24 protein-coding genes are annotated in these 23,188 nt (G+C 70.1%); 16 read left to right on the top strand and 8 right to left on the bottom strand.

Annotated elements, in window-relative coordinates:
- The first annotated feature begins 228 nt into the window (after nt 1–228).
- Nucleotides 229–471: a DUF397 domain-containing protein gene (locus tag ACTMTU_RS13105; protein WP_005314214.1), complete on the top strand. Its 243-nt coding sequence runs from the start codon at nt 229–231 to the stop codon at nt 469–471.
- A gap of 66 nt (nt 472–537) precedes the next feature.
- On the opposite strand, the gene ACTMTU_RS13110 is transcribed toward ACTMTU_RS13105, so the two are convergent.
- Nucleotides 538–1,050, bottom strand: coding sequence for an ATP-binding protein (locus tag ACTMTU_RS13110; protein WP_441263638.1), 513 nt, complete (start codon nt 1,048–1,050; stop codon nt 538–540).
- A gap of 313 nt (nt 1,051–1,363) precedes the next feature.
- Here ACTMTU_RS13110 and ACTMTU_RS13115 point away from each other — a divergent pair, with 313 nt between their 5' ends.
- The 6 genes from ACTMTU_RS13115 to ACTMTU_RS13140 all read left to right on the top strand — a co-directional run bounded on the left by ACTMTU_RS13115 (nt 1,364) and on the right by ACTMTU_RS13140 (nt 6,949).
- A complete protein-coding gene (locus ACTMTU_RS13115; RefSeq protein WP_356620710.1) occupies nt 1,364–2,284 on the top strand; it encodes a helix-turn-helix domain-containing protein in 921 nt (306 codons plus the stop codon).
- A 62-nt stretch (nt 2,285–2,346) separates the two neighbouring features.
- The gene (locus tag ACTMTU_RS13120; protein WP_441263639.1) at nt 2,347–3,804 is read left to right on the top strand and encodes an aldehyde dehydrogenase family protein; all 1,458 of its coding nucleotides are present in this window, start codon (nt 2,347–2,349) and stop codon (nt 3,802–3,804) included.
- A 116-nt stretch (nt 3,805–3,920) separates the two neighbouring features.
- Nucleotides 3,921–4,472 carry a DinB family protein gene (locus ACTMTU_RS13125; RefSeq protein ID WP_441263640.1) on the top strand — a complete coding sequence of 184 codons (552 nt, stop codon included), beginning with the start codon at nt 3,921–3,923 and terminating at the stop codon, nt 4,470–4,472.
- A gap of 44 nt (nt 4,473–4,516) precedes the next feature.
- The gene (locus ACTMTU_RS13130; protein ID WP_441263641.1) at nt 4,517–5,158 is read left to right on the top strand and encodes a PadR family transcriptional regulator; all 642 of its coding nucleotides are present in this window, start codon (nt 4,517–4,519) and stop codon (nt 5,156–5,158) included.
- A gap of 85 nt (nt 5,159–5,243) precedes the next feature.
- The gene (locus ACTMTU_RS13135; protein WP_441263642.1) at nt 5,244–6,173 is read left to right on the top strand and encodes an ATP-binding cassette domain-containing protein; all 930 of its coding nucleotides are present in this window, start codon (nt 5,244–5,246) and stop codon (nt 6,171–6,173) included.
- Entirely contained in the window at nt 6,170–6,949 is a 780-nt protein-coding gene (locus tag ACTMTU_RS13140) for an ABC transporter permease (protein WP_307707614.1), read from the top strand. Before ACTMTU_RS13135 ends, ACTMTU_RS13140 begins: the two co-directional genes overlap by 4 nt.
- 44 nt (nt 6,950–6,993) lie before the next feature.
- Here ACTMTU_RS13140 and ACTMTU_RS13145 read toward each other — a convergent pair whose 3' ends face one another.
- Nucleotides 6,994–8,418, bottom strand: a complete 1,425-nt coding sequence (locus ACTMTU_RS13145; RefSeq protein WP_441263643.1) for a glutamate decarboxylase — start codon at nt 8,416–8,418, stop codon at nt 6,994–6,996.
- An 85-nt stretch (nt 8,419–8,503) separates the two neighbouring features.
- Between ACTMTU_RS13145 and ACTMTU_RS13150 the strand changes: the two genes are divergently transcribed.
- A complete protein-coding gene (locus ACTMTU_RS13150; protein ID WP_441263644.1) occupies nt 8,504–9,262 on the top strand; it encodes a MerR family transcriptional regulator in 759 nt (252 codons plus the stop codon).
- Nucleotides 9,263–9,328: 66 nt separating this feature from the next.
- Here ACTMTU_RS13150 and ACTMTU_RS13155 read toward each other — a convergent pair whose 3' ends face one another.
- Nucleotides 9,329–9,694, bottom strand: coding sequence for a YbjQ family protein (locus ACTMTU_RS13155; protein ID WP_441263645.1), 366 nt, complete (start codon nt 9,692–9,694; stop codon nt 9,329–9,331).
- A 131-nt stretch (nt 9,695–9,825) separates the two neighbouring features.
- Here ACTMTU_RS13155 and ACTMTU_RS13160 point away from each other — a divergent pair, with 131 nt between their 5' ends.
- The gene (locus ACTMTU_RS13160; RefSeq protein WP_441263646.1) at nt 9,826–10,524 is read left to right on the top strand and encodes a DedA family protein; all 699 of its coding nucleotides are present in this window, start codon (nt 9,826–9,828) and stop codon (nt 10,522–10,524) included.
- A gap of 27 nt (nt 10,525–10,551) precedes the next feature.
- On the opposite strand, the gene ACTMTU_RS13165 is transcribed toward ACTMTU_RS13160, so the two are convergent.
- Complete coding sequence (locus ACTMTU_RS13165) at nt 10,552–12,225, bottom strand: threonine/serine exporter family protein (protein WP_441263647.1); 1,674 nt, start codon at nt 12,223–12,225, stop codon at nt 10,552–10,554.
- 138 nt (nt 12,226–12,363) lie between these two features.
- Nucleotides 12,364–12,858: an inorganic diphosphatase gene (locus ACTMTU_RS13170; RefSeq protein WP_005314187.1), complete on the bottom strand. Its 495-nt coding sequence runs from the start codon at nt 12,856–12,858 to the stop codon at nt 12,364–12,366.
- Nucleotides 12,859–12,924: 66 nt separating this feature from the next.
- On the opposite strand from ACTMTU_RS13170, the gene dacB reads away from it, so the two are divergent.
- The 7 genes from dacB to ACTMTU_RS13205 all read left to right on the top strand — a co-directional run bounded on the left by dacB (nt 12,925) and on the right by ACTMTU_RS13205 (nt 21,460).
- Nucleotides 12,925–14,367: a D-alanyl-D-alanine carboxypeptidase/D-alanyl-D-alanine endopeptidase gene (gene dacB, locus ACTMTU_RS13175; protein WP_441263648.1), complete on the top strand. Its 1,443-nt coding sequence runs from the start codon at nt 12,925–12,927 to the stop codon at nt 14,365–14,367.
- 86 nt (nt 14,368–14,453) lie between these two features.
- Nucleotides 14,454–15,602, top strand: a complete 1,149-nt coding sequence (locus tag ACTMTU_RS13180; protein ID WP_441263649.1) for a zinc-dependent metalloprotease — start codon at nt 14,454–14,456, stop codon at nt 15,600–15,602.
- A 236-nt stretch (nt 15,603–15,838) separates the two neighbouring features.
- Nucleotides 15,839–16,882, top strand: a complete 1,044-nt coding sequence (gene tilS, locus ACTMTU_RS13185) for a tRNA lysidine(34) synthetase TilS (RefSeq protein WP_364592800.1) — start codon at nt 15,839–15,841, stop codon at nt 16,880–16,882.
- 38 nt (nt 16,883–16,920) lie between these two features.
- Entirely contained in the window at nt 16,921–17,460 is a 540-nt protein-coding gene (gene hpt / locus ACTMTU_RS13190) for a hypoxanthine phosphoribosyltransferase (protein ID WP_159689106.1), read from the top strand.
- Between the two features lie 162 nt (nt 17,461–17,622).
- Nucleotides 17,623–19,665: an ATP-dependent zinc metalloprotease FtsH gene (ftsH, locus tag ACTMTU_RS13195; RefSeq protein WP_441263650.1), complete on the top strand. Its 2,043-nt coding sequence runs from the start codon at nt 17,623–17,625 to the stop codon at nt 19,663–19,665.
- Between the two features lie 116 nt (nt 19,666–19,781).
- The gene (gene folE, locus ACTMTU_RS13200) at nt 19,782–20,387 is read left to right on the top strand and encodes a GTP cyclohydrolase I FolE (RefSeq protein ID WP_441263651.1); all 606 of its coding nucleotides are present in this window, start codon (nt 19,782–19,784) and stop codon (nt 20,385–20,387) included.
- Between the two features lie 77 nt (nt 20,388–20,464).
- Entirely contained in the window at nt 20,465–21,460 is a 996-nt protein-coding gene (locus ACTMTU_RS13205; protein WP_441263652.1) for an aldo/keto reductase, read from the top strand.
- 46 nt (nt 21,461–21,506) lie between these two features.
- On the opposite strand, the gene ACTMTU_RS13210 is transcribed toward ACTMTU_RS13205, so the two are convergent.
- The 3 genes from ACTMTU_RS13210 to folB form a co-directional block, all read right to left on the bottom strand.
- Nucleotides 21,507–21,995 carry a DUF3180 domain-containing protein gene (locus ACTMTU_RS13210; RefSeq protein ID WP_441263653.1) on the bottom strand — a complete coding sequence of 163 codons (489 nt, stop codon included), beginning with the start codon at nt 21,993–21,995 and terminating at the stop codon, nt 21,507–21,509.
- A gap of 76 nt (nt 21,996–22,071) precedes the next feature.
- Entirely contained in the window at nt 22,072–22,671 is a 600-nt protein-coding gene (folK, locus tag ACTMTU_RS13215; RefSeq protein WP_189470392.1) for a 2-amino-4-hydroxy-6-hydroxymethyldihydropteridine diphosphokinase, read from the bottom strand.
- Nucleotides 22,668–23,027 carry a dihydroneopterin aldolase gene (gene folB, locus ACTMTU_RS13220; RefSeq protein WP_005314173.1) on the bottom strand — a complete coding sequence of 120 codons (360 nt, stop codon included), beginning with the start codon at nt 23,025–23,027 and terminating at the stop codon, nt 22,668–22,670. The genes folK and folB overlap by 4 nt, the downstream gene beginning before the upstream one ends.
- Nucleotides 23,028–23,188: the final 161 nt, after the last annotated feature.

Here is a 23,188-nt window from a genome sequence, read left to right on the forward strand (position 1 = left end):
CGGGCACGGTCGTACGTATCCACCGGGGGCACCCGGAACCTGGCCGCGGTGGATGGCACCGATCGGCGGGGGCAGACGTCTCCATGGGTGAGGCCGTCGCTGCTGTAACCGTGGGAACACCCCGCGTGCACGTGCATCTGCTCACGCATTCGCTTCATGCATCTGCATGTGAACACAGCTATGATCCCGGATAGTTGACACCTGCACCTTGCACCCCGGGAGCGACTTGTGCACCAGGTCTACAACGGCATGGCGGCGACGGAGCTTCGCGGGGTCGTCTGGCAGAAGAGCCGGCACAGCAATTCGCAGGGTTCGTGCGTGGAGCTCGCCAGACTGCCGGACGGCGACGTGGCGATGCGCAATTCGCGGCACCCCGACGGGCCCGCGCTCGTCTACACGCCCGCCGAGATAGAAGCGCTGCTTCTGGGCGTCAAGGACGGGGAGTTCGATCACCTGATCGCGGGGGCGTGAGGCCCGGCCGCTCCGGCGCACGCCGGGCCGGGACACGCGACCGTGTCCCGGGCGTGGGCGACCGGTTCAGACCGACGGAGGCGCCTGGTTCAGACGGAACAGCGCCCAGACCACCTTGCCGCGCAGCGACCCGGCGAGCGGGTGCCAGCCCCAGCCGTCGCTGAAGGAGTCGACCAGGAAGAGCCCGCGGCCGGACTCGGCGGCGAAGTCCTCCTCGGTCTCCCGCGACCGGGGGCCGTCGTGGCTGGGGTCACGCACCGCGCACACCAGCCGGCCGGTCCACCGCATCAGGTGCAACCGGACCGGGGCTTCCTTGGTGGGCTCGTGCGGGGCGCCGTCGGACGGCAGTGCGTGCCGCAGGGCGTTGGTCACGAGCTCGGAGACGACCAGGGCGACATCGTCGAAGCGTTCGTCCAATTGCCACTGGCCCAGTGTGTTCTTGGTGAACATGCGGGCGCCGCGCACCGCTTCGAAGCGGGCGGGCAGGGCGCACGAGGCCGAGCTCGAGACGGCCGCGGGGTCGAAGGGGGGAAGGCCCTGCCGTAACGGCTCGAGCATGGTGGATCCATTCGGTCCCATGCGAGGCACTCCCGGGAATCGCGGCTGTGACGCTACAACACGAACGAGCACGCAGGTGCGCGAGGACCATGGTTCCGAATGCGTAGGGCAGATGCAAGGGCAGATGCACGTGCACGCGCCGGACCTGTCCGTCCCCGTGCCGGTTCTTGCTCATTTCTTCCACCAATATCTTGCGAGCTCTGCCTGACGCCTTCTCATTTCCGTAATCGAATGAGTACGGGCTGAAGCGTTTTGGTGGCAGAATCCGGCTCTTGGGGTTCGGGGGGACCTCCGGAAGCATCGGTGTCGAGCGAACAGAGCGTGTACAGCAGGGATGGGGAGGGTCGAAGTCGTGGCAGCAGGCGAGTCAGCGTGGTCGTGGGAACAGTCCCGCGCCGAGGGCCCGGGCGGAGGTTCGGTGGTGCGGCGCATCCTGCTGGGTTCACAGCTCAGAAGGCTGAGGGAATCGCGTGGCATCACGCGAGAGGCGGCCGGTTACTCGATCCGCGCGTCCGAATCCAAGATCAGCCGTATGGAGTTGGGCCGGGTGAGCTTCAAGGCGCGCGACGTGGAGGACCTGCTGACGCTCTACGGCGTCGCCGACGACAGCGAACGCGACGCGCTGCTCGGGCTCGCCAAGGAGGCCAACGTGGCCGGCTGGTGGCACAGCTTCGGCGACGTACTGCCCGGCTGGTTCCAGACATACATCGGCCTCGAGGGTGCCGCCTCACTGATCCGCATCTACGAAGTGCAGTTCGTGCACGGGCTGCTGCAGACCGAGTCGTACGCGCACGCCGTCGTCACCCGCGGCATGCCCGACGCGCCGCGGGCCGAGATCGACCGCAGGGTCGCGCTGCGCCTGGAGCGCCAGAAGACCCTCGTCTCCGAACGCGCCCCGCACCTGCACGCAGTGCTGGACGAGGCGGCCCTGCGTCGCCCGTACGGCGACCGGGCGGTGATGCAGGCCCAGCTCCGCCATCTGATCGAGGTCTCGGAGCACCCGAACATCACGCTCCAGGTGATGCCCTTCAGCTTCGGCGGCCACGCGGGCGAGAGCGGCGCGTTCACCATGCTGCGCTTCCCGGAGTCGGACCTCTCCGACATCGTCTACCTCGAGCAGCTGACCAGCGCCCTGTATCTGGACAAGCGCGAGGAGGTCGCCCAGTACGAGCGGGTGATGGAACGGCTGACCGAGGACAGTCCTGATCCGGCCGAGACCCGTGACCTTCTTCGGGGTCTCCTCCAACTCATCTGAAACATAAGTACGATGACGCAACATCAGACGTCCGTGCTCATGCCTCTGGAGTAAGGGATCACATGTCCTTCTTCACCGATCTGGCCCAGCAGTACATAGACGGCGAGTGGAGGCCCGGCACCGGCTCCTGGGACATCATCGACTTCAATCCCTACGACGGTGAGAAACTCGCCTCGATCGCCGTGGCCACGGCCGACGAGGTGGACCAGGCCTACCGGGCGGCGGACCGCGCCCAGCGGGCGTGGGCGGACACCAACCCCTACGCCCGCCGGACCGTCTTCGAGCGGGCCCTTCGGATCATCGAGGACCGCGAGGAGGAGATCGCGGACGCGATCGTCGCCGAGCTCGGCGGCACCCGCCTCAAGGCGGCGTTCGAACTGCACCTCGCCAAGGAGTTCATGCGCGAGGCGGTGCACCTGGCGCTGCGGCCGGAGGGGCGCATCCTGCCCTCGCCGGTCGACGGCAAGGAGAACCGCGTCTACCGGGTGCCGGTCGGCGTGGTGGGCGTCATCAGCCCCTTCAACTTTCCCTTCCTGCTGTCGGTCAAGTCGGTCGCCCCGGCGCTCGCCCTCGGCAACGCCGTGGTCCTCAAGCCGCACCAGAACACCCCGATCTGCGGCGGCTCGCTGGTGGCCAGGGTGTTCGAGGAAGCGGGACTGCCCGCCGGCCTGCTGAACGTCGTGATCACGGACATAGCCGAGATAGGCGACGCGCTCATCGCGCACCCGATACCGAAGGTGATCTCCTTCACCGGCTCCGACAAGGTGGGCCGGCACGTGGCCACCGTCTGCGCGGCCAACTTCAAGCACGCGATCCTCGAACTCGGCGGCAACAGCGCCCTGATCGTCCTCGACGACGCCGACATCGACTACGCGGTGGACGCCGCGGTCTTCAGCCGGTTCGTGCACCAGGGCCAGGTCTGCATGGCCGCAAACCGCATCCTGGTGGACCGCTCGGTCGAGAAGGAGTTCACCGAGAAGTTCGTCGCCAAGGTGCGGACCCTCAAGGTGGGCGACCCGGCCGACCCGGCGACCCACATCGGCCCGCTCATCAACTCCTCCCAGGCGGACGCGGTCTCCGCGCTGGTCGAGCAGACCGTGGAGGCGGGTGCGACGGCACTGCTGCACGGCGCCGCGGACGGCAACCTCGTCTCCCCTTCGGTGCTGACCGGCATCCCCGCCGACTCGCCGGTGCTCACGCAGGAGATCTTCGGTCCGGTGGCCCTGATCGTCCCCTTCGACGGCGAGGACGAGGCGGTCCGGATCGCCAACGCGACGCCGTACGGCCTGAGCGGCGCCGTGCACACCGGTGACGTGGAGCGGGGTGTGCGGCTCGCCAAGCGGGTGGACACCGGCATGATCCACATCAATGACGGCACCGTGCACGACGAGCCGATCGTGCCCTTCGGCGGCGAGAAGCAGTCGGGTCTCGGCAGGCTGAACGGCGACTCGATGCTCGACTCCTTCACGACCCAGAAGTGGATCTCGGTCCAGCACGGGCGCTCGCGGTTCCCGTTCTGACGAATCTTCCGACGCCGGGCCCTTGCGGACAGAACCTGACCGCAAGGGCCCGTAGCTTTTGAGGTGTCGGCAGGAGGGCGGACGGCCCTCCCCACGATCCGGAAGGCGGACACACCATGGTCACCCACGTTCCCGCGGAGGCCCACGGCGACGAGCGCGGCGCGCTCCTGTCCTTCGTCGAGGCGCAGCGGGGCGCGATCCGGCGCTCCGTCCTCGGTCTGACGGAGGAGCAGGCGGCGAGCCGGCCGAGCGCGAGCGAGCTGTCGCTGTCGGGGCTGGTCAAGCATGTGGCGGAGACGGAGCTGAACTGGCTGCGGCTGGCGCAGCAGCGGCCGAACGAAAGGCAGCGCAGCGAGGAGACCTGGGGCGACAGCTTCCGCCTGGTCGACGGTGAGACCGTGCCGGGTGTGCTGGGCTTCTGGGACTCGGTCGCGAAGGAGACGGAGGAGTTCATCCGCTCCGTGCCGAGCCTCGACGACACCTTCCCGCTGCCTCCGGCGCCCTGGTACCCCAAGGACGCGCGGGTCTCCATGCGGTGGCTGATGATGCACCTGGTCGAGGAGATCGCCCGGCACGCGGGCCACGCGGACATCATCCGCGAGTCGCTGGACGGCAAGGGCGCGTTCGACCTGATCGCGCTGGAGCAGGGTGGGGACTGGGGCGCGTGATGACCGCTGCGTACCCTGGTCAAAGTTGATTAGGAGGTACGCGGATGTCAGCGATCCGGCTTCTCGTCCTGGGGGCCGTGCGCCAGCACGGACGGGCGCACGGCTACCAGGTCCGCAACGATCTCGAGTACTGGGGCGCCCACGAGTGGTCCAACGCCAAGCCGGGGTCGATCTATCACGCGCTCAAGCAGATGGCGAAGCAGGGACTGCTGCACGCCCATGAGATCGCCCCGTCGACGGCGGGCGGGCCGCCGCGGACCGAGTACGAGATCACCGAGCAGGGCACCGAGGAGTTCTTCTCGCTCCTGCGGGAGTCCCTGACGGCGCACGACCAGAAGACGGACGTGCTCTCGGCCGCGATCGGTTTCATCGTCGACCTGCCCCGGGACGAGGCGGTGGCGCTGCTCAAGGAGAGGGTGCGCGGTCTGGAGCAGTGGCGGGCGGCGGTCACCGAGTACTACACGCCGGAGGAGGGCCCCCAGTCGCTGGGCCACATCGGCGAGATCATGAACATGTGGGTGTCGTCCGCGGACTTCGGCGCGGAGTGGACACGCGGCCTGATCAGCCGGATCGAGGACGGCGCCTACACCTTCGCCGGTGAGGGGAAACCGTTCATCGGGGTGCGGGCGGAGGGCGACGAGAACCCTTACGCGACGGGCGAGCCGCATGAGGGCGATCTCAGCTAATCAAGTTTGACCAATCGATTTCAGGGGACTATCTTACGGCGGTGGTCAAATTTGACTACTGCCCCAAGGCTGCTGGAGGAGACGGATGACGGACGCGATCGTCGTCGAGGGTGTACGGAAGCGGTACGGGGACAAGCGCGCTCTGGACGGCCTGGACCTGACGGTGGCGCGCGGCACGGTGCACGGCGTGCTCGGTCCCAACGGAGCGGGCAAGACCACCGCCGTACGGGTCATGGCGACACTGCTGCGGCACGACGAGGGCGTGGTGCGCGTCGCCGGTCACGACGTGCGCACCCAGGCCGGCGAGGTCCGTAAGCGGATCGGCCTGCTCGGGCAGCACGCGGCGGTCGACGAAGAGCTCGGCGGACGGCAGAACCTCGAGATGTTCGGGCGGCTGTACCACCTCGGCGCACGCCGGGCGGGCGCCAGGGCAGACGAACTGCTCGAGCGGTTCGACCTCGCGGACACCGGACGCAAGGCGGTCAAGCTCTACAGCGGCGGCATGCGCAGAAGGCTCGATCTCGCGGCCTCGCTGATCACCGAGCCCGAAGTGCTGTTCCTCGACGAACCCACGACGGGGCTCGACCCGCGCGGCCGGGCCGAGGTGTGGGCCTCGGTGCGCTCCCTCGTCGGCGCCGGCACCACGGTGCTGCTGACCACGCAGTACCTGGAGGAGGCCGATCAACTGGCCGACCGGATCTCGGTCGTCGACGCCGGACGGGTGATCGCGGAGGGCACGGCGGACGAGCTGAAGGCGAAGACCGGCGGCGACCGGATCGACGTGGTCCTGCGGGACGCGGACCGCCTCGCCCTCGTCGCCTCCCTGCTTCCCGGCGAGGCGACCGTGGACGCCGACCGGCGGCTGGTCAGCGCGCCGGTGAGCGACCGGATGGCCGCCCTGACCGAGACCGTGCGGGCACTGGAGACGGCCGGGGTGGAGGCGGAGGACCTGTCCGTCCGCCGTCCCACCCTCGACGAGGTCTTCCTCCACCTGACGAAGGAGCACGCGGCATGAGCAGTTATGTACTGACCGACTCCTGGACCATGACCCGGCGCGAACTCGCGCACTGGGCACGGCAGCCCGTGCAGGTCGTGGTCGGGCTCGTGTTCCCCGTGATGCTGCTGCTGATGTTCGGCTACCTGATCGGGGGCGGCCGGGGCGTGGAAGGGGCCTACGTCGACTTCCTGATTCCGGGCATGCTCGCGCTGACCATGGCCTTCGGTCTGGAGGCGACGATGCTCGCGGTCACCCAGGACCTCAACAAGGGCGTCATCGACCGCTTCAGGTCCATGCCCATGGCGTCGTCGGCGGTGCTGGTCGGGCGCAGCTTCGCGGACATGCTCCAGTCGGCGCTCGGCCTGCTGGTCATGATCGGCGTCGGCCATGCCATCGGCTGGCGCTGGAACGGCGGCTTCGGCGCGCTTCTCGGGGCCGTCGGGCTGCTCCTGCTGCTGCGCTTCGCGATGCTGTGGGCCGGCATCCACCTCGCGATGGTCGCGGGGAAGCCGGAGTTGGTGCAGGCCGTGCAGATCCTGGTCTGGCCGGTCGGCTTCCTGTCCAACGCCTTCGCGACGCCCGAATCGATGCCGGGCTGGCTGGGCGCGGCCGTCGAATGGAACCCGATCTCGGCGACCGCGACGACGGTCCGCGACCTCGCCGGCATCCCCGACGTGGCCACGGGCTCCTGGGCCGCGGAGCACGCGGACCTGCTGGCGGTGGCCTGGCCTCTGGTGCTGGTCGCGGTCTTCTTCCCGCTGGCGGTCTCCCGCTTCCGGCGTCTGGGCCGCTGAGACGGCGGGGCCCGGCACCGGCCCGCGGCCGCTGCCGGGCCCGCTCAGTGGTGGAAGGCCGTGGCCTCCGCGGTGCTCCTGGTCAAAGGGTGGGACTGGGCACGCAGTTCGGGAAGCAGCAGCCGCAGATCCTCCAGGAGCAGTTCCGCCAGGTCCGCGGAGAAGCCGTTGCGGCAGACCACCCGCAGCACCGAGAGGTCCCGGCGGTTCGCCGGGAAGGTGTAGGCGGGCACCAGCCACCCCTTCTCCCGCAGCCGCCGCGACACGTCGAAGACGTCGAACGACGTCACCTCGGGCGCGGTCGTGAACGCGAAGACGGGCAACTGGTCGCCCGCGGTGAGCAGCTGGAAGTCGTCCAGCGCCCCGATCCGGGCGGCGAGCCCCGTCGCGACCTCGCGGGCCGTCCCCTGGACGGCCCGGTAGCCCTCGCGCCCGAGCCGCAGGAACGTGTAGTACTGCGCCACCACCTGCGCGCCGGGGCGGGAGAAGTTGAGGGCGAACGTCGGCATGTCGCCGCCGAGGTAGTTCACCCGGAACACCAGCTCCTCGGGGAGTTCGTCGGGCGACCGCCACAGCGCCCACCCCACACCGGGGTAGACCAGCCCGTACTTGTGCCCCGAGGTGTTGATCGAGCACACCCGCGGCAGCCGGAAGTCCCAGACGAGGTCCTCGTCGAGGAACGGGGCGACCATCGCGCCCGACGCTCCGTCGACATGGACCGGGACGTCCAGGCCGGTGCGCTCCTGGAGGTCGTCCAGCGCGGCACAGAGCTCGCCGACCGGCTCGTAGGAGCCGTCGAAGGTCGAGCCGAGCACCGCCACCACCCCGATGGTGTTCTCGTCGCACAGCTCGGCGGCGGCCTGGGGGTCGAGATGGAAGCGGTTCCCCTCCATGGGCACGAGCCGTGGCTCGACCTCCCAGAAGGCGCAGAACTTGTCCCAGCAGACCTGCACGTTGACGCCCATCACCAGGTTGGGCCGGGCCTTCACCGGATAGCGGTCGGCGTTCCGCTTCGCCCACCGCCGCTTGAGGGCCATCCCGGCGAGCATGCAGGCCTCGCTCGAGCCGGTGGTCGAACAGCCGACGGCCGAGGCCGGGTCCGGCGCGTGCCACAGGTCGGCGAGCATCGCCACACACCTGCGCTCCAGCTCCGCCGTGCGCGGGTACTCGTCCTTGTCGATCATGTTCTTGTCGCGGCACTCGGCCATCAGCTCCGCCGCCTGCGGCTCCATCCAGGTGGTGACGAAGGTGGCGAGGTTGAGACGGGAGTTCCCGTCGAGCATGAGCTCGTCGTGCACCAGCTGATACGCCGTGAGAGGCGGCATCGGGCCGTCCGGGAGACGGTGCGTGGGCGGGGCGGCCGTCATCCCGCCGACCGGGTCGGCCGGACCGAAGAAGGGGTTGACCGCGAGCCTGCGCCGCTCCGGTGTGTGGTCCTCGGTCCCGGTGGTGCCCTGGTGGAGTGCCATATGCCACAGGCTCGTACGGGCTTGCACCTCACGCAACGTGAGGCAGCAGCCTGGGTCCGTAACGCGAAGGAAGGGAGCGAAGGCGATGAGCTACTCCGTGGGACAGGTCGCCCGTTTCGCCGGAGTCACGGTGCGCGCCCTGCACCACTACGACGAGATCGGACTGCTGCGTCCGAGCGGCCGCAGCGGGTCGGGCCACCGGCGGTACGACGACGCCGACCTGGACCGGCTTCAGCAGATCCTGTTCTACCGGGAGCTCGGCTTTCCCCTCGAAGAGGTGGCGGCACTCCTGGACGACCCCGACGCGGATCCGCAGGCCCACCTGCGGCGGCAGCACGAACTGCTCTCCGCCCGGATCACCAGACTCAAGGAGATGGCCGCGGCCGTGGAACGAGCCATGGAGGCGAAGAAGATGGGCATCAACCTGACGCCCGAGGAGAAGTTCGAGGTCTTCGGGGACTTCGACCCCGACGAGTACGCCGAGGAGACCGAGCAGCGCTGGGGCGGCACCGACGCGTACGAGGAGTCCCGGCGGCGCACGGCCTCGTACACGAAGGAGGACTGGCTGCGCATCCAGCGCGAGGCCGACGAGATCACCCGTCGCTTCGTGGCGCTGATGGACGCGGGCGAGGAGCCGGAGTCCCAGGCCGCCATGGACGTGGCGGAGGACCACCGCCGGTGGATCTCGAGCCACCACTACACCTGCACGTACGAGATCCACACGGGCCTGGCCGAGATGTACGTCGCCGACGAGCGGTTCACCCGCAACATCGACAAGGCCAGGCCGGGCCTTGCGGCGTACGAGCGGGAGGCGATCCTCGCGAACGCCGTCCGGCACCTCTGAGCCGCGCGGGCGGGGACGGGACGGGTCGGGCCGCGGCGGCGTACGGGCCCGCCGCGCCCGTCATCGTCACACCTTCGCGACCGTCACCGCCGTGCCGTACGCGCAGACCTCCGTGCCGACGTCCGCGGCCTCCGTCACGTCGAAGCGGAACGCGAGCACCGCGTTCGCACCCCGTGACCGGGCCTGCTCGACCAGGCGCTCCATGGCCTGGTTGCGGGTCTCCACGAGGGTCTTGGTCAGACCCTTGAGCTCGCCGCCGATCATCGACTTCAGGCCGGACCCGATCTGGCTGCCCAGATGCCGCGAGCGCACCGTCAGGCCGAAGACCTCGCCGATCACCTGCTCCACACGGAAGCCGGGGAGGTCGTTCGTCGTGACGACCAGCACATCGGCCTGCGGACCCTGCCCGCCGCCGTAATCATCGATTCCCATGGTGAAAGCTTCGGGTCCCTGCGTTCGCCTCGCATCCGGGGAGGCAGGTGGAACCGGGTGTCACCCGTATGCGTTGATAGCTTTGGGCAGCCGACCCTGCCGACGACTATCACCACAGGAGCCCGGACCTCGTGAACACCCTTGCGCTCGGACCGAGCTGGCTCGACCCGGACTACCTGATCACCACGTTCGGGCTGATCGGTGTCCTGGTGATCGTCTTCGCCGAGTCGGGCCTTCTGATCGGGTTCTTCCTGCCCGGCGACTCGCTGCTGTTCACCACGGGACTCCTGGTGACCACGGGCGCGATCGACATGCCGCTGTGGCTGGTCTGCACGCTGATCGTGCTGGCCGCCGTCATCGGTGACCAGGTCGGCTATCTCTTCGGCCGCAAGGTCGGCCCGGCCCTCTTCAAGCGCCCCGACTCCCGCCTCTTCAAGCAGGAGAACGTGGAGAAGGCTCACGACTTCTTCGAGAAGTACGGCCCGAAGTCCCTGGTCCTGGCCCGCTTCGTGCCCATCGTGCGCACGTTCACGCCGATCATCGCCGGTGTGAGCCGGATGAACTACCGCTCGTTCGTCACCTTCAACGTCATCGGCGGCGTCCTGTGGGGCGCCGGCGTCACGCTGCTCGGCGCCGCGCTGGGCAAGGTCGAGTTCGTCCACAAGAACATCGAGGCGATCCTGATCCTGATCGTCCTGCTCTCGGTCGTCCCGATCGTGATCGAGTTCCTGCGGGCCCGCTCCAAGAACAAGAGGTCGGAGGCCGCCGCCTCCGCGCCGGAGGGCGAGATCCCGCCGTCGTCCCGCGGCGGCCGTCACGCCAAGCGCTGACGCCGACCGCCGACGCGGAGAACCTGGCTAGAAGCCGCGCGTCCGCTTGGCCGCGCGGCGTCCGCCCGGCGTCTCCTCGCCCGGCAGGGCGCCGGTGACACCCGGCGCCCGCAGGAACAGCCGGGAGATCTCGCCACCGAGGTTCACCCCGATCGCGATGGCCAGCGCCAGGGCGGCCGCCTTGCTCAGCGAGGCGAGACCGGTGTTGAGATTGCCGCGGGCGACCTCCAGCAGCCCGAAGTACGTGGCGCTACCGGGCAGCAGCGGGCCGATCGCGGCCGTCACGTACGGCAGGGCCGACTCGAACCGGAACCGCGAGAGCATCTGGCCGAACAGGCCCACGAGCCCCGCGGCGAGGGCGGTCGCGGCCACCGGCGAGCCCCCGGCGACGTCCGCGACCGCGCCGTACACCACCCAGGCCACGCCGCCGCTGAAGGTCACCAGGGCCACCGTCCGGCGCTCCTGCTGGAGCATCACCGCGAAGCACAGCGACAGGCCCATCGCCGCGAGGGTCTGGATGACCGGCCGCGGCACGCTGTGGATCGCGGTCTCCGGACTGAGTCCGGCATCCAGCGCGACACCGAGATAGAGCACCCCGAGCACGCCGACGACGATGCCGACCACCAGATAGCCGACCTCGAGCAGACGCGCAGCCGCGGTGATGTAGAAGCCGGTCAGACCGTCCTGCACGCCGGCCACGAGCGCTCGTCCGGGGATCAGGGCGAAGAGTCCACCGGTGATGACCGCGGACGCCCGCAGTTCCAGCGGTGACAGGCTCAGCGCCACGCCCATCGCCGCCGGGGGCATCGCCGCGGCGACGAACTGGTAGAACTCCGGCAGCCCACGCCCGGCGCACAGCCAGGCCAGCCGGTCGCCGAGCATCGCGCTGACCGCGGCGGCGAGGAACACCACCGGGTCACCGCCGACGAGCACGGAGGCGGAGCCCGCCAGCAGTCCGCCGGCCAGCGTCAGCGCCCAGCCGGGGTAGGGGTGCCGGTTCCGGCGGATCTCGGCGAGACGCCGGTACGCCTCCTCGAGCGTGACGTCCGACTCCTCGGCGCTGATGTCGTGGACCAGCCGGTAGACGGCGGCGAGCCGGGTGTAGTCGGTGCCGCGCCGCCGGACGGTCCGGTTCGCGGTCACCGGGTCGTCGACCAGGGACGGCTGATAGGTGATCGACAGCAGGGTGAACGTGACCGTCGGCTCGCAGCGGTCCAGCCCGTACGAGCGGGAGATGGCGAACATGGCCGCCTCGACGTCCTCGGCGCCCTCGCCGCCTGCGAGCAGCAACTCGCCGATACGCAGGGTCAGGTCGAGCACCCGGGGCACGGCCGGACCCGCCTCGTCGTGCCGGTGCGGTGTCTCCGGCACCGGCCGCTCGCCCACCGGCATCCGCAGCATCGCCCGCATACGGTCCTGCCAGGGCGCGTCCTTGGTGAGCCGCACCATCGGGATGCCGTGCGCCGGGGTGAAGGCGGGCGGCGAGGTCCTGGCGCTGTAGGTGCGCGGCGGAGCGAACGCGGAGCCCTCCGGCTCCGCGGGCGGCTCGGGGGCCAGACCTTCGGGGACGGCGAACTCGGAACTGGGGTGGTCCTCTTCCGGCGCCTCGGGCTGTTCCACCCCCGCCGGCGGGACGAAAGCGCTGTGCGCCTCGTCGGACTGAGGCTTCCGGTCTTCCGGACCCTCGGGTTCCGCCACCACTCGTGTTCCTCGCTCCCTCTCGTACCGCCCCTTGACCGGCGCTTCTGCCCAGTATGGCCACGGGCATGGGCAGAAACGCGACGCGGGCGGGACACCAGAGGTGTCCCGCCCGCGCCGGCGTACGTCAGCGGTACGGCGTCAGTGCGCGCCGCCCTGCGCCTCGAGGCGCTTGAAGGAGGCCTCGATCTCGGCCTCGGCCTCGGCGCGGCCGACCCAGTCGGCGCCCTCGACGGACTTGCCCGGCTCCAGGTCCTTGTAGACCTCGAAGAAGTGCTGGATCTCCAGGCGGTCGAACTCGGACACGTGGTGGATGTCCCGCAGGTGCTCCACGCGCGGGTCGGACGCCGGCACGCAGAGCAGCTTGTCGTCGCCGCCCGCCTCGTCCGTCATCCGGAACATGCCGATGGCGCGGCACTTGATGAGGCAGCCCGGGAAGGTCGGCTCGTCGAGGATGACCAGCGCGTCCAGCGGGTCGCCGTCCTCGCCGAGGGTGTTCTCCACGAAACCGTAGTCGGCGGGGTAGCTGGTCGAGGTGAAGAGTCGACGGTCAAGGCGGATCCGACCGGTCTCGTGGTCCACCTCGTACTTGTTCCGCGAACCCTTCGGGATCTCGATGGTGACGTCGAACTCCACGGGTGGCTCCTCCATGATCAACACATAGCAAGACGCAGTACTGGTGATTAAGTGTCCCTCACGCACATGTGTGATCGCGAAAGGGGCTGGTGCGAGGTGCCGAAGGTCAGGACGTGGCAGCTCGCAGCAGGTGCTGCCGTGGTCGGCCTCACCCTCTCCGCCGGGGCGGTGGCCGCGGCGGGACCTTGGGACAACGGTCAGCGTAAGGCCGAGAAGCAGCGGGTGGCGGCCCACGGCCCCACGGGTGGCGCACATCACCAAGCGCCCCCGCCGAAGCGCCCCGCACCGGCGCCCTCCGCCGCCTCGGTGCTCGAGGCCCTCGGCGGCCCGCGGACCGTGTCCGCGGAGGACCCCACCCGGGCGGACGGCCTGGCCGCGACGCTCGGGCCGCTGCTCGCCGACTCCGGCCTCGGACCGGCGCCCGCCGTCTGCGTCGTCGATCTCACCACCGGCGAGCGGCTGTACGGGAAGCGGGCGGAGGTCCCCATGGTCCCGGCGTCGACCGTCAAGATCGCCACCGCCGCCGCGGCCCTCACCGCACTCGGACCGGACCACCGCATCCCCACCACGGTCGTCGCCGCTCCGGACGCCGACGCGATCACGCTGGTCGGAGGGGGCGACGCGACCCTCGACCGGGCCCGTCTCGCCGAACTGGCCGACCTGACCGCGAGCTCCCTGCGGGAACGTGGTGAGGGCTCCCGGAAGGCCGCCACGGTCCGGCTCGTGTACGACGCCTCGCTCTACCAGGGCCCCGTCCTGCATCCCATCGGCCCCAACGACAACATCGCCCCGGTCACCGCCCTCATGGTCGGGCAGGGCCGGCTCGACGACCGCACGAGAGGGCCCGCCACCCGCAGCGCCGACCCGGCCGGCGAAACGGCCCGGGTCTTCCGGGAGCAGCTCTCGGAACGCGGAATCCGCACGTCGCCGCCCGCACCAGGGCGCGCGCCGGCCGACGCGGTCCCCCTCGCCCAGGTGCTCTCGGAGCCCCTGTCGTCCGTCGTCGAGCGGATGCTCACCGACAGCGACAACGACATCGCGGAGTCGCTCGCCCGCCAGACCGCAGTCGCCACCGGCGACAAGGCGTCCTTCGCCGGCGCGGAGCGGGCCGTGACCGAGCAGCTCCGCCGGCTCCAGCTGCCGCTGGCCGATACCCGGTTCGCCGACGGCAGCGGGCTGAACCGCCGCGACAAGGTGTCGGCGGCGCTGCTCACGACCGTTCTGGCGCGGGCGGCGGACGCGGCCCACCCCGAGCTGCGGCCGATCCTCACCGGACTGCCCGTCGCCGGCTTCAGCGGCACCCTGGAGGACCGCTACTCCGACACCTCCGCCGGCACCGGCCTCGTCCGCGCCAAGACCGGCACCCTCACCGGGATCAACTCCCTCGCCGGCACCGTCGCTGCCCCGGGCGGGCGACTCCTGGGCTTCGCGTTCCTCGCGGCGGACACACCCTCCCCCTACGAGGCGCAACCCGCTCTGGACCGGCTGGCGGCCGCCCTGGTCTCCTGACGGCAGGGGCCCGAACCGGCCGGGGGACCGGATCGGCGGGCGACGACACCTCTCCGCGGCGCGGGCCGAGAACGTACGGTTGACGCATGACGAGCATCGGTGGTGCCGAGATGGTCGACTGGAACCTCGCCGTGGCGACCGCGACCCGCTTCGTGCGGCCGGGTCCCGAGGTGAGCCGGGACGAGGCGCGCGCCGTCGTCGCCGAGCTCCGCCGCCACGCCAAGGCCTCGGAGGAGCACGTCCGGGAGTTCACCCGGATGATTCCGGAGGGCGCCCGGCCACGGGACACCCCGGTCCTCGTGGTGGACCGGGCCGGCTGGATCAAGGCGAACGTCGCGGGCTTCCGCGAACTGCTGCGCCCGCTGCTGGACAAGATGCAGGAACGGCGCTCCGGCACGGCCGGTGGCGCGGTGCTCGGCGCCGTGGGCGGCAAGGTGACCGGCGTCGAGGTCGGCATGCTGCTGTCGTTCCTCGCCTCACGGGTGCTGGGACAGTACGAGACCTTCGCTCCGGGCGGCAGCGACCTGCCGTCCGGAGACCCCGGGGAGGGCAACGGCGGCGGACGGCTGCTGCTGGTCGCGCCCAACATCGTCCACGTCGAACGCGAACTGGAAGTGGAGCCGCACGACTTCCGGCTCTGGGTCTGCCTCCACGAGGAGACCCACCGCACGCAGTTCACCGGCGTGCCCTGGCTGCGCGACCATCTCGAGGGCGAGATCCAGTCGTTCCTCAGTGAGACCGAGATGGATCCCATGACCGTCCTCGAGCGGTTCCGGGAGGCCGCGCAGTCCCTCGTCGGGGCGCGTCCGGAGGGCGAGCAGGACGAGGACGGCCGCTCCATCGTCGAGATCGTGCAGACCCCCGCCCAGCGCGAGATCCTCGGCCGGCTGACCGCGGTGATGTCTCTGCTGGAGGGTCACGCCGACTTCGTGATGGACGGCGTCGGGCCCGCGGTGGTGCCGTCGGTCGCGGAGATCAGGGAGAAGTTCCAGCAGCGCAGGGCACGGGGCGCGAGCCGGCTGGACCTCGCGCTGCGCAAGCTGCTGGGGCTCGACGCCAAGCTGCGCCAGTACCGCGACGGCGAGCGCTTCGTGCGCGCCGTGGTGGAGGAGGTGGGGATGGAGGGCTTCAACCGCGTCTGGACCTCACCGAACACGCTCCCGACCAAGGCGGAGATCGCCAAACCGGCGGACTGGGTCGCGAGGGTGCACCGCAAGGGGGAGGGCGCGCCGTAGAGGAGAGTCGCGAAAGACAGGCGGGCATCGGCAGAAGGGCGCCCCTCCAATCACCCGTCCGAGGGACCGTGGGCTGTGGATAGGCGTGCAATGCTCGGGTATTGGCTCGGTTCTGTCACCATCGACGCACTCTGAGTGACTGCTCTCGGAGTGACGGTCTTCGTCCTGTGGCCGTCCTGATCGTCCGACTCGACCGAGTCACCCCACTCCCGAACCGTTCACGAAGGGCACCGGACATGGGTCCCCATCCTGCGGTCGCGGCGATACGCCTGGCGGTCCGCCGCGTACTCCACGACGTCCTCACCGACCAGACAGAAAACGCCGCACGCTTCGCGCACTCCGCCCCGGGCCCGGCGCCCGCGAGCGAACCCCCGCTCGTCCTCGTGGCGTGCTCCGGCGGTGCGGATTCCATGGCGCTCGCCTCCGCCCTCGCCTTCGAGGCCCGCAAACTTTCCGTCCGGGCCGGCGGCATCACCGTCGACCACGGCCTCCAGGACGGCTCCGGCATGCGCGCCGCCGAGGTCGCCGCACGCCTCACCGCGATGCAGCTGGACCCGGTCGAGGCCATCGCCGTCCGGGTCGGCCGCGAGGGCGGACCCGAGGCCGCGGCCCGTGACGCCCGCTACGCCGCCCTGGACGACGCCGCCGAGCGCCACGGGGCCGCCGCCGTGCTGCTCGGCCACACCCGTGACGACCAGGCGGAGACCGTGCTGCTCGGACTCGCCAGAGGCTCCGGCATCCGCTCGCTGTCCGGGATGGCCGCCGTGTCGGGCACCGCCGGCCGTTACCGCCGGCCCTTCCTCCACATCGACCGGCAGACCGCCCGCAAGGCCTGCATGGTCCAGTCGCTGCCCGTGTGGGACGACCCGCACAACGCCGACCCGGCCTACACCCGCTCCCGGCTGCGCCACGAGGGGCTGCCCGCCCTAGAGAAGGCGCTCGGCAAGGGCGTCGTCGAGGCACTGGCCCGTACCGCCCAGCTCTCCCGCGACGATGCCGATGCCCTCGACAGCTGGGCCGCCGACGCGGAGGCCACCGTGCGGGACGAGAGCGGCCGGCTGGAATGCGCCAAGCTCTACGTCCTGCCGCCCGCCGTACGCCGCCGGGTGCTGCGCCGGGCCGTGATCGAGGCCGGGGCGCCCGCCGGATCGCTGTTCGCCCGGCACGTCGAGGAAGTCGACCGTCTCATCACCGGATGGCGCGGTCAGGGCGCCATCAACCTGCCCGGCCGGGTCGAAGCGCGACGCCAGGGTGGCAGACTGGTCATTCGGCAAGGCTGAACCGCCGAGAGAAAGCGACGCGGGTGAACGAGAAGGACATGGGCACCGACCTTCAGTCGGTGCTCATCACCAAGGAAGAGATCGACGCGAAGCTCGTCGAGCTGGCCGCGAAGATCGACGCAGAGTACGCGGGCAAGGACCTGCTCATCGTCGGAGTCCTCAAGGGCGCGGTGATGGTGATGGCGGATCTGGCGCGTGCGCTGTCCACCCCCGTCACGATGGACTGGATGGCGGTGTCCTCGTACGGCGCCGGCACGCAGTCGTCCGGTGTGGTCCGCATCCTCAAGGACCTGGACACCGACATCAAGGGCAAGCACGTCCTGATCGTCGAGGACATCATCGACTCGGGGCTGACCCTGTCGTGGCTGCTGTCGAACCTGGGCTCCCGGGAGCCGGCCTCACTCGAGGTCTGCACCCTGCTGCGGAAGCCGGACGCGGCCAAGGTCGCGATCGACGTGAAGTGGATCGGGTTCGACATCCCGAACGAGTTCGTCGTCGGATATGGCCTTGATTACGCGGAGAAGTACCGGAACCTCCCGTTCGTGGGCACGCTGGCGCCGCACGTCTACGGAGGCTGAAGCAACGGCACGCCGGGGAACCAAGCCCGCCTTTTCGCCGTTGGAGCAGGGGAAGGCGGTCGTCGGCGTCGATGCTGAGGTACCGTCCGAAGAGCAGTTGTCTTTTCTCACAGCAGCATTTACCTACGGGCAGGAGGGACGGGGCGACACCGCCCCGTATGGATGGACGTGAAGCGATACTTCCGTGGGCCGGTCATGTGGATCGTGCTGGCCGTCCTCGCCGTGGTCGTGCTGATGCAGGTCGTCGGCTCGTCCGGTGGCTACAAGACGGTTGACACCGGCGAGGTCGTCCAGGCGATCGCAAAAGACCAGGTCAAGCAGGCAAAACTGACCACTGGTGACGAGCAGATCATCAAGATCGAGCTCAAGGAGGGCCAGAAGGTCGACAACAGCAGCAAGGTGCAGGCCAGCTACATCGGCACCCAGGGTGCCGACCTGGCCGACACGCTGCAGGACAAGTTCGAGGCCGGCGCGATCGAGGACGGTTACACGGTCTCGCCGTCGAAGCAGAGTCCGTTCGTCTCGGTCCTGCTCTCCCTGTTGCCCTTCGTGCTGATCGTCGTGGTCTTCCTGTTCCTGATGAACCAGATGCAGGGCGGCGGCTCCCGAGTCATGAACTTCGGGAAGTCCAAGGCCAAGCTGATCACCAAGGACACCCCGAAGACGACCTTCGCCGACGTGGCGGGGTCCGACGAGGCCGTCGAGGAGCTCCACGAGATCAAGGAGTTCCTCCAGGAGCCGGCGAAGTTCCAGGCCGTCGGCGCCAAGATCCCGAAGGGTGTGCTGCTCTACGGCCCGCCCGGTACGGGTAAGACGCTGCTCGCACGCGCCGTCGCCGGCGAGGCGGGCGTCCCGTTCTACTCGATCTCCGGTTCCGACTTCGTCGAGATGTTCGTCGGTGTCGGTGCCTCCCGGGTGCGCGACCTCTTCGAGCAGGCCAAGGCGAACGCCCCGGCGATCGTCTTCGTCGACGAGATCGACGCCGTCGGCCGGCACCGTGGTGCGGGTCTCGGCGGTGGCCACGACGAGCGCGAGCAGACGCTGAACCAGCTGCTCGTCGAGATGGACGGCTTCGACGTGAAGGGCGGCGTCATCCTGATCGCCGCCACCAACCGGCCCGACATCCTCGACCCGGCGCTGCTGCGCCCGGGCCGCTTCGACCGGCAGATCGCGGTCGACCGTCCGGACATGCAGGGCCGGCTCGAGATCCTCAAGGTCCACCAGAAGGGCAAGCCGGTCGCTCCGGACGTGGACCTGGGCGCGGTTGCCCGGCGCACGCCCGGCTTCACCGGTGCCGACCTGTCGAACGTGCTGAACGAAGCCGCGCTCCTGACCGCGCGCAGCGACAAGAAGCTGATCGACAACCACGCGCTGGACGAGGCGATCGACCGTGTCGTGGCCGGCCCGCAGAAGCGGACCCGGATCATGTCCGACAAGGAGAAGAAGATCACCGCGTACCACGAGGGCGGTCACGCCCTGGTCGCGGCGGCTTCACCCAACTCCGATCCGGTCCACAAGATCACGATCCTGTCCCGGGGCCGTGCCCTCGGCTACACGATGGTGCTCCCGGAAGAGGACAAGTACTCGACCACCCGCAACGAGATGCTCGACCAGCTCGCCTACATGCTGGGCGGGCGTGCGGCCGAGGAGCTCGTCTTCCACGACCCGACCACGGGCGCGGCGAACGACATCGAGAAGGCCACCGCCACGGCCCGCGCGATGGTCACGCAGTACGGCATGACCGAGCGGCTGGGCGCCATCAAGTTCGGCGGTGACAACACCGAGCCGTTCCTCGGCCGCGAGATGTCCCACCCGCGCGACTACTCGGAAGAGGTCGCGGCGCTGGTCGACGAAGAGGTCAAGAAGCTCATCGAGGCCGCGCACAACGAGGCCTGGGAGATCCTCGTCGAGAACCGCGACGTCCTCGACAACCTGGTCCTCCAGCTGCTGGAGAGGGAGACGCTCGGCAAGGAGGAGATCGCGGAGATCTTCGCGCCGATCGTGAAGCGCCCGGCCCGCCCGGCGTGGACCGGCTCCTCGCGGCGTACCCCCTCCACCCGCCCGCCGGTGCTCTCGCCCAAGGAGCTGGCGCTGACCAACGGCGCCGCGAACGGTGCGACGTCGGCCTCGGCCACGGCGACCACGGTGACCGATGTCACCAAGTCGTCCGCCGAGCCGGTCCCGGAGGAGCGTCCGGAGGCCTGACCAGGGCATTCGTCGCCCAGGGCCACCGGCCCCGGAATGAACGCCGCACCTCCCAGGTTCTAGCCTGGGAGGTGCGGCGTTTTCGCGCCACGTCGGAGCAGAGGAACGAGGCACAGATGACCGACCCGGTGACGCTGGACGGCGAGGGCTATCTCGCCGAGTTCGACGAGAAGCGGGCGGAGAACGCCGTTCGTGAACTGCTCATCGCGGTCGGCGAGGACCCGGACCGCGAGGGGCTGCGTGAGACGCCCGCACGCGTGGCGCGGGCGTACAAGGAGATATTCGCCGGTCTGTGGCAGCAGCCGGAGGACGTCCTGACGACGACGTTCGACCTCGGCCACGACGAGATGGTGCTCGTCAAGGACATCGAGGTGTACTCGACCTGTGAGCACCACCTGGTCCCCTTCAGGGGCGTGGCGCACGTCGGTTACATCCCGTCCACCAGTGGCAAGATCACCGGCCTTTCCAAGCTGGCCCGGCTGGTGGACGTCTTCGCGCGCCGGCCGCAGGTGCAGGAGCGGATGACCACTCAGATCGCCGACTCCCTGATGGAGATCCTGGAGCCCCGGGGCGTCATCGTCGTCGTCGAGTGCGAGCACATGTGCATGTCGATGCGCGGTATCCGCAAGCCCGGCGCCAAGACGATCACTTCCGCGGTCCGCGGTCAGCTGCGTGACCCCGCGACGCGCAACGAGGCGATGAGCTTGATCATGGCCCGTTGATCCCACACTCCGGACAGTGTCCGCGTTCTTCATCAACTCCCCGGTGACAGCCGGGAGTTGTTGCAAGGATCGGTCGTATGACCGAACAACTGCTGCCCACGCGCCGCCTCGGTGACCTCGAGGTCTCCGCACTCGGCTTCGGCGCGATGGTCCTTTCCCCCGGTGTGTACGGCGAGATCGACGACGAGCGCGGCGAGCGGGCACTGCTCGCCGCCGTCGACGCCGGCGCCACCTTCATCGACACGTCCGACGGCTACGGAACCGACGGCCACAACGAGCAGCTCATCGGCAGGGCCCTGCGTGGCCGGCGGGACGAGATCGCCATCGCCACGAAGTTCGGCTTCCGGCTTCCGGACGGTGTCGAACCGCATCCGTTCCCCGTCGGCTTCGCCTTCGGCGAGCTGGCCGTCAACGCCGCGCCGGAGCATGTCCGCGGCTACGCCGAAGCGAGCCTGCGCGGCCTCGGCACCGACCGGATCGACCTGTACTACCCGCACTTCCCGGACCCGCAGGTGCCGCTGGAGGACACCGTCGGCGCCGTCGCCGAGCTGATCAGGGACGGTCTCGTCCTGCACCTCGGTCTGTCCAACGTGACCGCCGCGCAACTGCGCGCCGCGCATGCCGTGCACCCGGTGGCGGCCGTGCAGACGGAGTGGTCGATGTGGCGGCCGATCGATCCGGAGCTGCTAGCGACCGCGAGGGAGCTGGGCGTGGGCATCGTGCCGTGGTCCCCGCTGGGCAGCGGGTTCCTCAGCGGTGCCGTCAGCGAGGTGAAGGAGGGCGACTTCCGGCAGAACGCGCCGCGCTTCGCCGCCGCCAATCTCAAGGCCAACAACGACCGCTTCGCCCCGGTCCGCGGGATCGCGGCCGAGCTGTCGATCACGCCCGCCCAGCTGGCGCTGGCATGGCTGCTGCACCAGGACGAGCACGCGGTCCCGATTCCGGGCAGCCGGACGCCCGCGCACATCGAGGAGAACCTGGCGGCGGGGAGGGTGAAGCTGCCCGGAGAGGTGCTCGAGCGGCTCTCGGCGATCCTGTCGTCCACCGAGGTGGAGGGCGGCACGCTGCTCTGACCGGAGGGCCGGCCGCCCAGGGCCCGCCCGGCGTGGCGGTCCCGGGTCAGGCCCGGGCCGCGCCGTCGCCGTTCTCGTCGTCGCCGTCCTCCGGGAGCTTGCAGACCCGCTCCAGGAAGACGGCGGCGGCGATCACGGCGATGCCGGCCACCACCGCGAAACCGGCGTAGATCGCCTGGTCGCGGCGGGCCGGGACGTCGAGGGAGCCCAGCAGGAACACGCCCGTGCCGCCGTACATGCCGCTGACCAGGGCCGCCACCAGGGCGCTCGCCTGACCGAAGACCACCGCGCGGGCGGCCATCAGGGGCTCGACGCCCTTGGCGCCCGGCCGGCGTTCGCGCTGGGCCCGCAGGCGGGCGCGCAGAGAGAGCGCGGTCGCGGCGAGGACGACGGCGATCGCGGCGAGCACGATCGGCGCGGCCAGCGGCACGCTCGGCAGGGTGCCCAGCGAGTCCCACAGGCGGGCGCCGCCCCAGGAAAGGACTCCTGCCACGGCGAAGAGACCGGCCAGCACACCGAGCCGTAGTTGCTTCACCGAGAAAGCCGCCCTTCGCCTGTCGTCCGTGCCCCGCCGACCCGCCGGGGGAGATCGTTCCGTACGAGCCTAACGACTACTCGGGCAGCCGCAGTTCCAGGTCGCCGCGCGGCTGGACGCCGCCGGCGCCCACACCGGCCAGCAGCTCGGCCACCGCGCCGCGGCCCGGCAGCTGTGCCTCCGGCTGCACGTCGTGCCAGGGGGCGAGGACGAAGGCGCGCTGATGGGCGCGCGGATGCGGAAGAGTGAGGGCCGGATCGTCGGACACGACGTCCGCGTAGGCGACGATGTCGACGTCGATGGTGCGCGGGCCCCAGCGCTCATCGCGGACGCGGTCGAACGCCTCCTCGATGGCCTGTCCGCGCTCCAGCAGCGACGACGGCGGCAGGGTCGTCCTGATCACGACCACCGCGTTGAAGTACGACGGCTGGCTGCCGGGGTCGACGCCCCATGGCTCCGTCTCGTACACGGGGGACACGGCCTTCACCCGGAGGCCGGGAGTGTCCTCCAGGGCGTCGATGGCACCCTGGAGGGTCTCCAGGCGGTTGCCGAGGTTGGAGCCGAGGGACAGCACGGCGTCCTTGGGGTTGGACAGGGTGACATCGGCCGCGTCGACCTGTTCCGTGACGGACGACGGCACCGGCTGCACGGTCGGGTCGCTCGCTGCCTGGTTCATACTCGGCTCCGGGTGATCGTGATGGTGACGTCGTCGAAGGGCACCGTGATCGGGGCGTCCGGCTTGTGCACCACCACCTCGACCTCCTCGACAGGGTCGTGTTTGAGGCACACCTGGGCGATCCGCTCCGCCAGCGTCTCGATCAGGTCCACCGGGTCGCCCTCGACGACGGCGACGACCTCCTCCGCGACCACTCCGTAGTGCACGGTCTTCGCCAGGTCGTCGTCGGCCGCCGCGGGGCGGGTGTCCAGACCGAGCACCAGGTCGACGATGAAGGTCTGGCCCTCTTCCCGCTCCTTGGGAAAAACGCCGTGGTGCCCACGGGCCTTGAGGCCGCGCAGCGCGACACGATCCACGCGAATCACTCCTGCTTCTGTAGGTCTGCGGGCACGCGGCCACATGCGGATGGCGTGGTGCCCGCGTTCGAATCTACCTGCGAGCACCGACAGGACCTGCCCATGGGGCCGTGGAGGACTCACGAGAGGCCGGGTAGGCGCGTATACCCGCGCATGCGCGG

The organism is Streptomyces sp. OZ13, from assembly GCF_052068155.1.
GTDB lineage: Bacteria > Actinomycetota > Actinomycetes > Streptomycetales > Streptomycetaceae > Streptomyces.

What these genes read in the sequence shown, in the direction of transcription:
- ACTMTU_RS13110 (WP_441263638.1), bottom strand. Translation starts at nt 1,050, where the DNA reads ATGGGACCGAATGGATCCACCATGCTCGAGCCGTTACGGCAGGGCCTT.
- ACTMTU_RS13115 (WP_356620710.1), top strand. Translation starts at nt 1,364, where the DNA reads ATGGGGAGGGTCGAAGTCGTGGCAGCAGGCGAGTCAGCGTGGTCGTGG.
- ACTMTU_RS13120 (WP_441263639.1), top strand. Translation starts at nt 2,347, where the DNA reads ATGTCCTTCTTCACCGATCTGGCCCAGCAGTACATAGACGGCGAGTGG.
- ACTMTU_RS13125 (WP_441263640.1), top strand. Translation starts at nt 3,921, where the DNA reads ATGGTCACCCACGTTCCCGCGGAGGCCCACGGCGACGAGCGCGGCGCG.
- ACTMTU_RS13130 (WP_441263641.1), top strand. Translation starts at nt 4,517, where the DNA reads ATGTCAGCGATCCGGCTTCTCGTCCTGGGGGCCGTGCGCCAGCACGGA.
- ACTMTU_RS13135 (WP_441263642.1), top strand. Translation starts at nt 5,244, where the DNA reads ATGACGGACGCGATCGTCGTCGAGGGTGTACGGAAGCGGTACGGGGAC.
- ACTMTU_RS13140 (WP_307707614.1), top strand. Translation starts at nt 6,170, where the DNA reads ATGAGCAGTTATGTACTGACCGACTCCTGGACCATGACCCGGCGCGAA.
- ACTMTU_RS13145 (WP_441263643.1), bottom strand. Translation starts at nt 8,418, where the DNA reads ATGGCACTCCACCAGGGCACCACCGGGACCGAGGACCACACACCGGAG.
- ACTMTU_RS13150 (WP_441263644.1), top strand. Translation starts at nt 8,504, where the DNA reads ATGAGCTACTCCGTGGGACAGGTCGCCCGTTTCGCCGGAGTCACGGTG.
- ACTMTU_RS13155 (WP_441263645.1), bottom strand. Translation starts at nt 9,694, where the DNA reads ATGGGAATCGATGATTACGGCGGCGGGCAGGGTCCGCAGGCCGATGTG.
- dacB (WP_441263648.1), top strand. Translation starts at nt 12,925, where the DNA reads ATGTGTGATCGCGAAAGGGGCTGGTGCGAGGTGCCGAAGGTCAGGACG.
- ACTMTU_RS13180 (WP_441263649.1), top strand. Translation starts at nt 14,454, where the DNA reads ATGACGAGCATCGGTGGTGCCGAGATGGTCGACTGGAACCTCGCCGTG.
- tilS (WP_364592800.1), top strand. Translation starts at nt 15,839, where the DNA reads ATGGGTCCCCATCCTGCGGTCGCGGCGATACGCCTGGCGGTCCGCCGC.
- hpt (WP_159689106.1), top strand. Translation starts at nt 16,921, where the DNA reads ATGGGCACCGACCTTCAGTCGGTGCTCATCACCAAGGAAGAGATCGAC.
- ftsH (WP_441263650.1), top strand. Translation starts at nt 17,623, where the DNA reads ATGGACGTGAAGCGATACTTCCGTGGGCCGGTCATGTGGATCGTGCTG.
- folE (WP_441263651.1), top strand. Translation starts at nt 19,782, where the DNA reads ATGACCGACCCGGTGACGCTGGACGGCGAGGGCTATCTCGCCGAGTTC.
- ACTMTU_RS13205 (WP_441263652.1), top strand. Translation starts at nt 20,465, where the DNA reads ATGACCGAACAACTGCTGCCCACGCGCCGCCTCGGTGACCTCGAGGTC.
- folK (WP_189470392.1), bottom strand. Translation starts at nt 22,671, where the DNA reads ATGAACCAGGCAGCGAGCGACCCGACCGTGCAGCCGGTGCCGTCGTCC.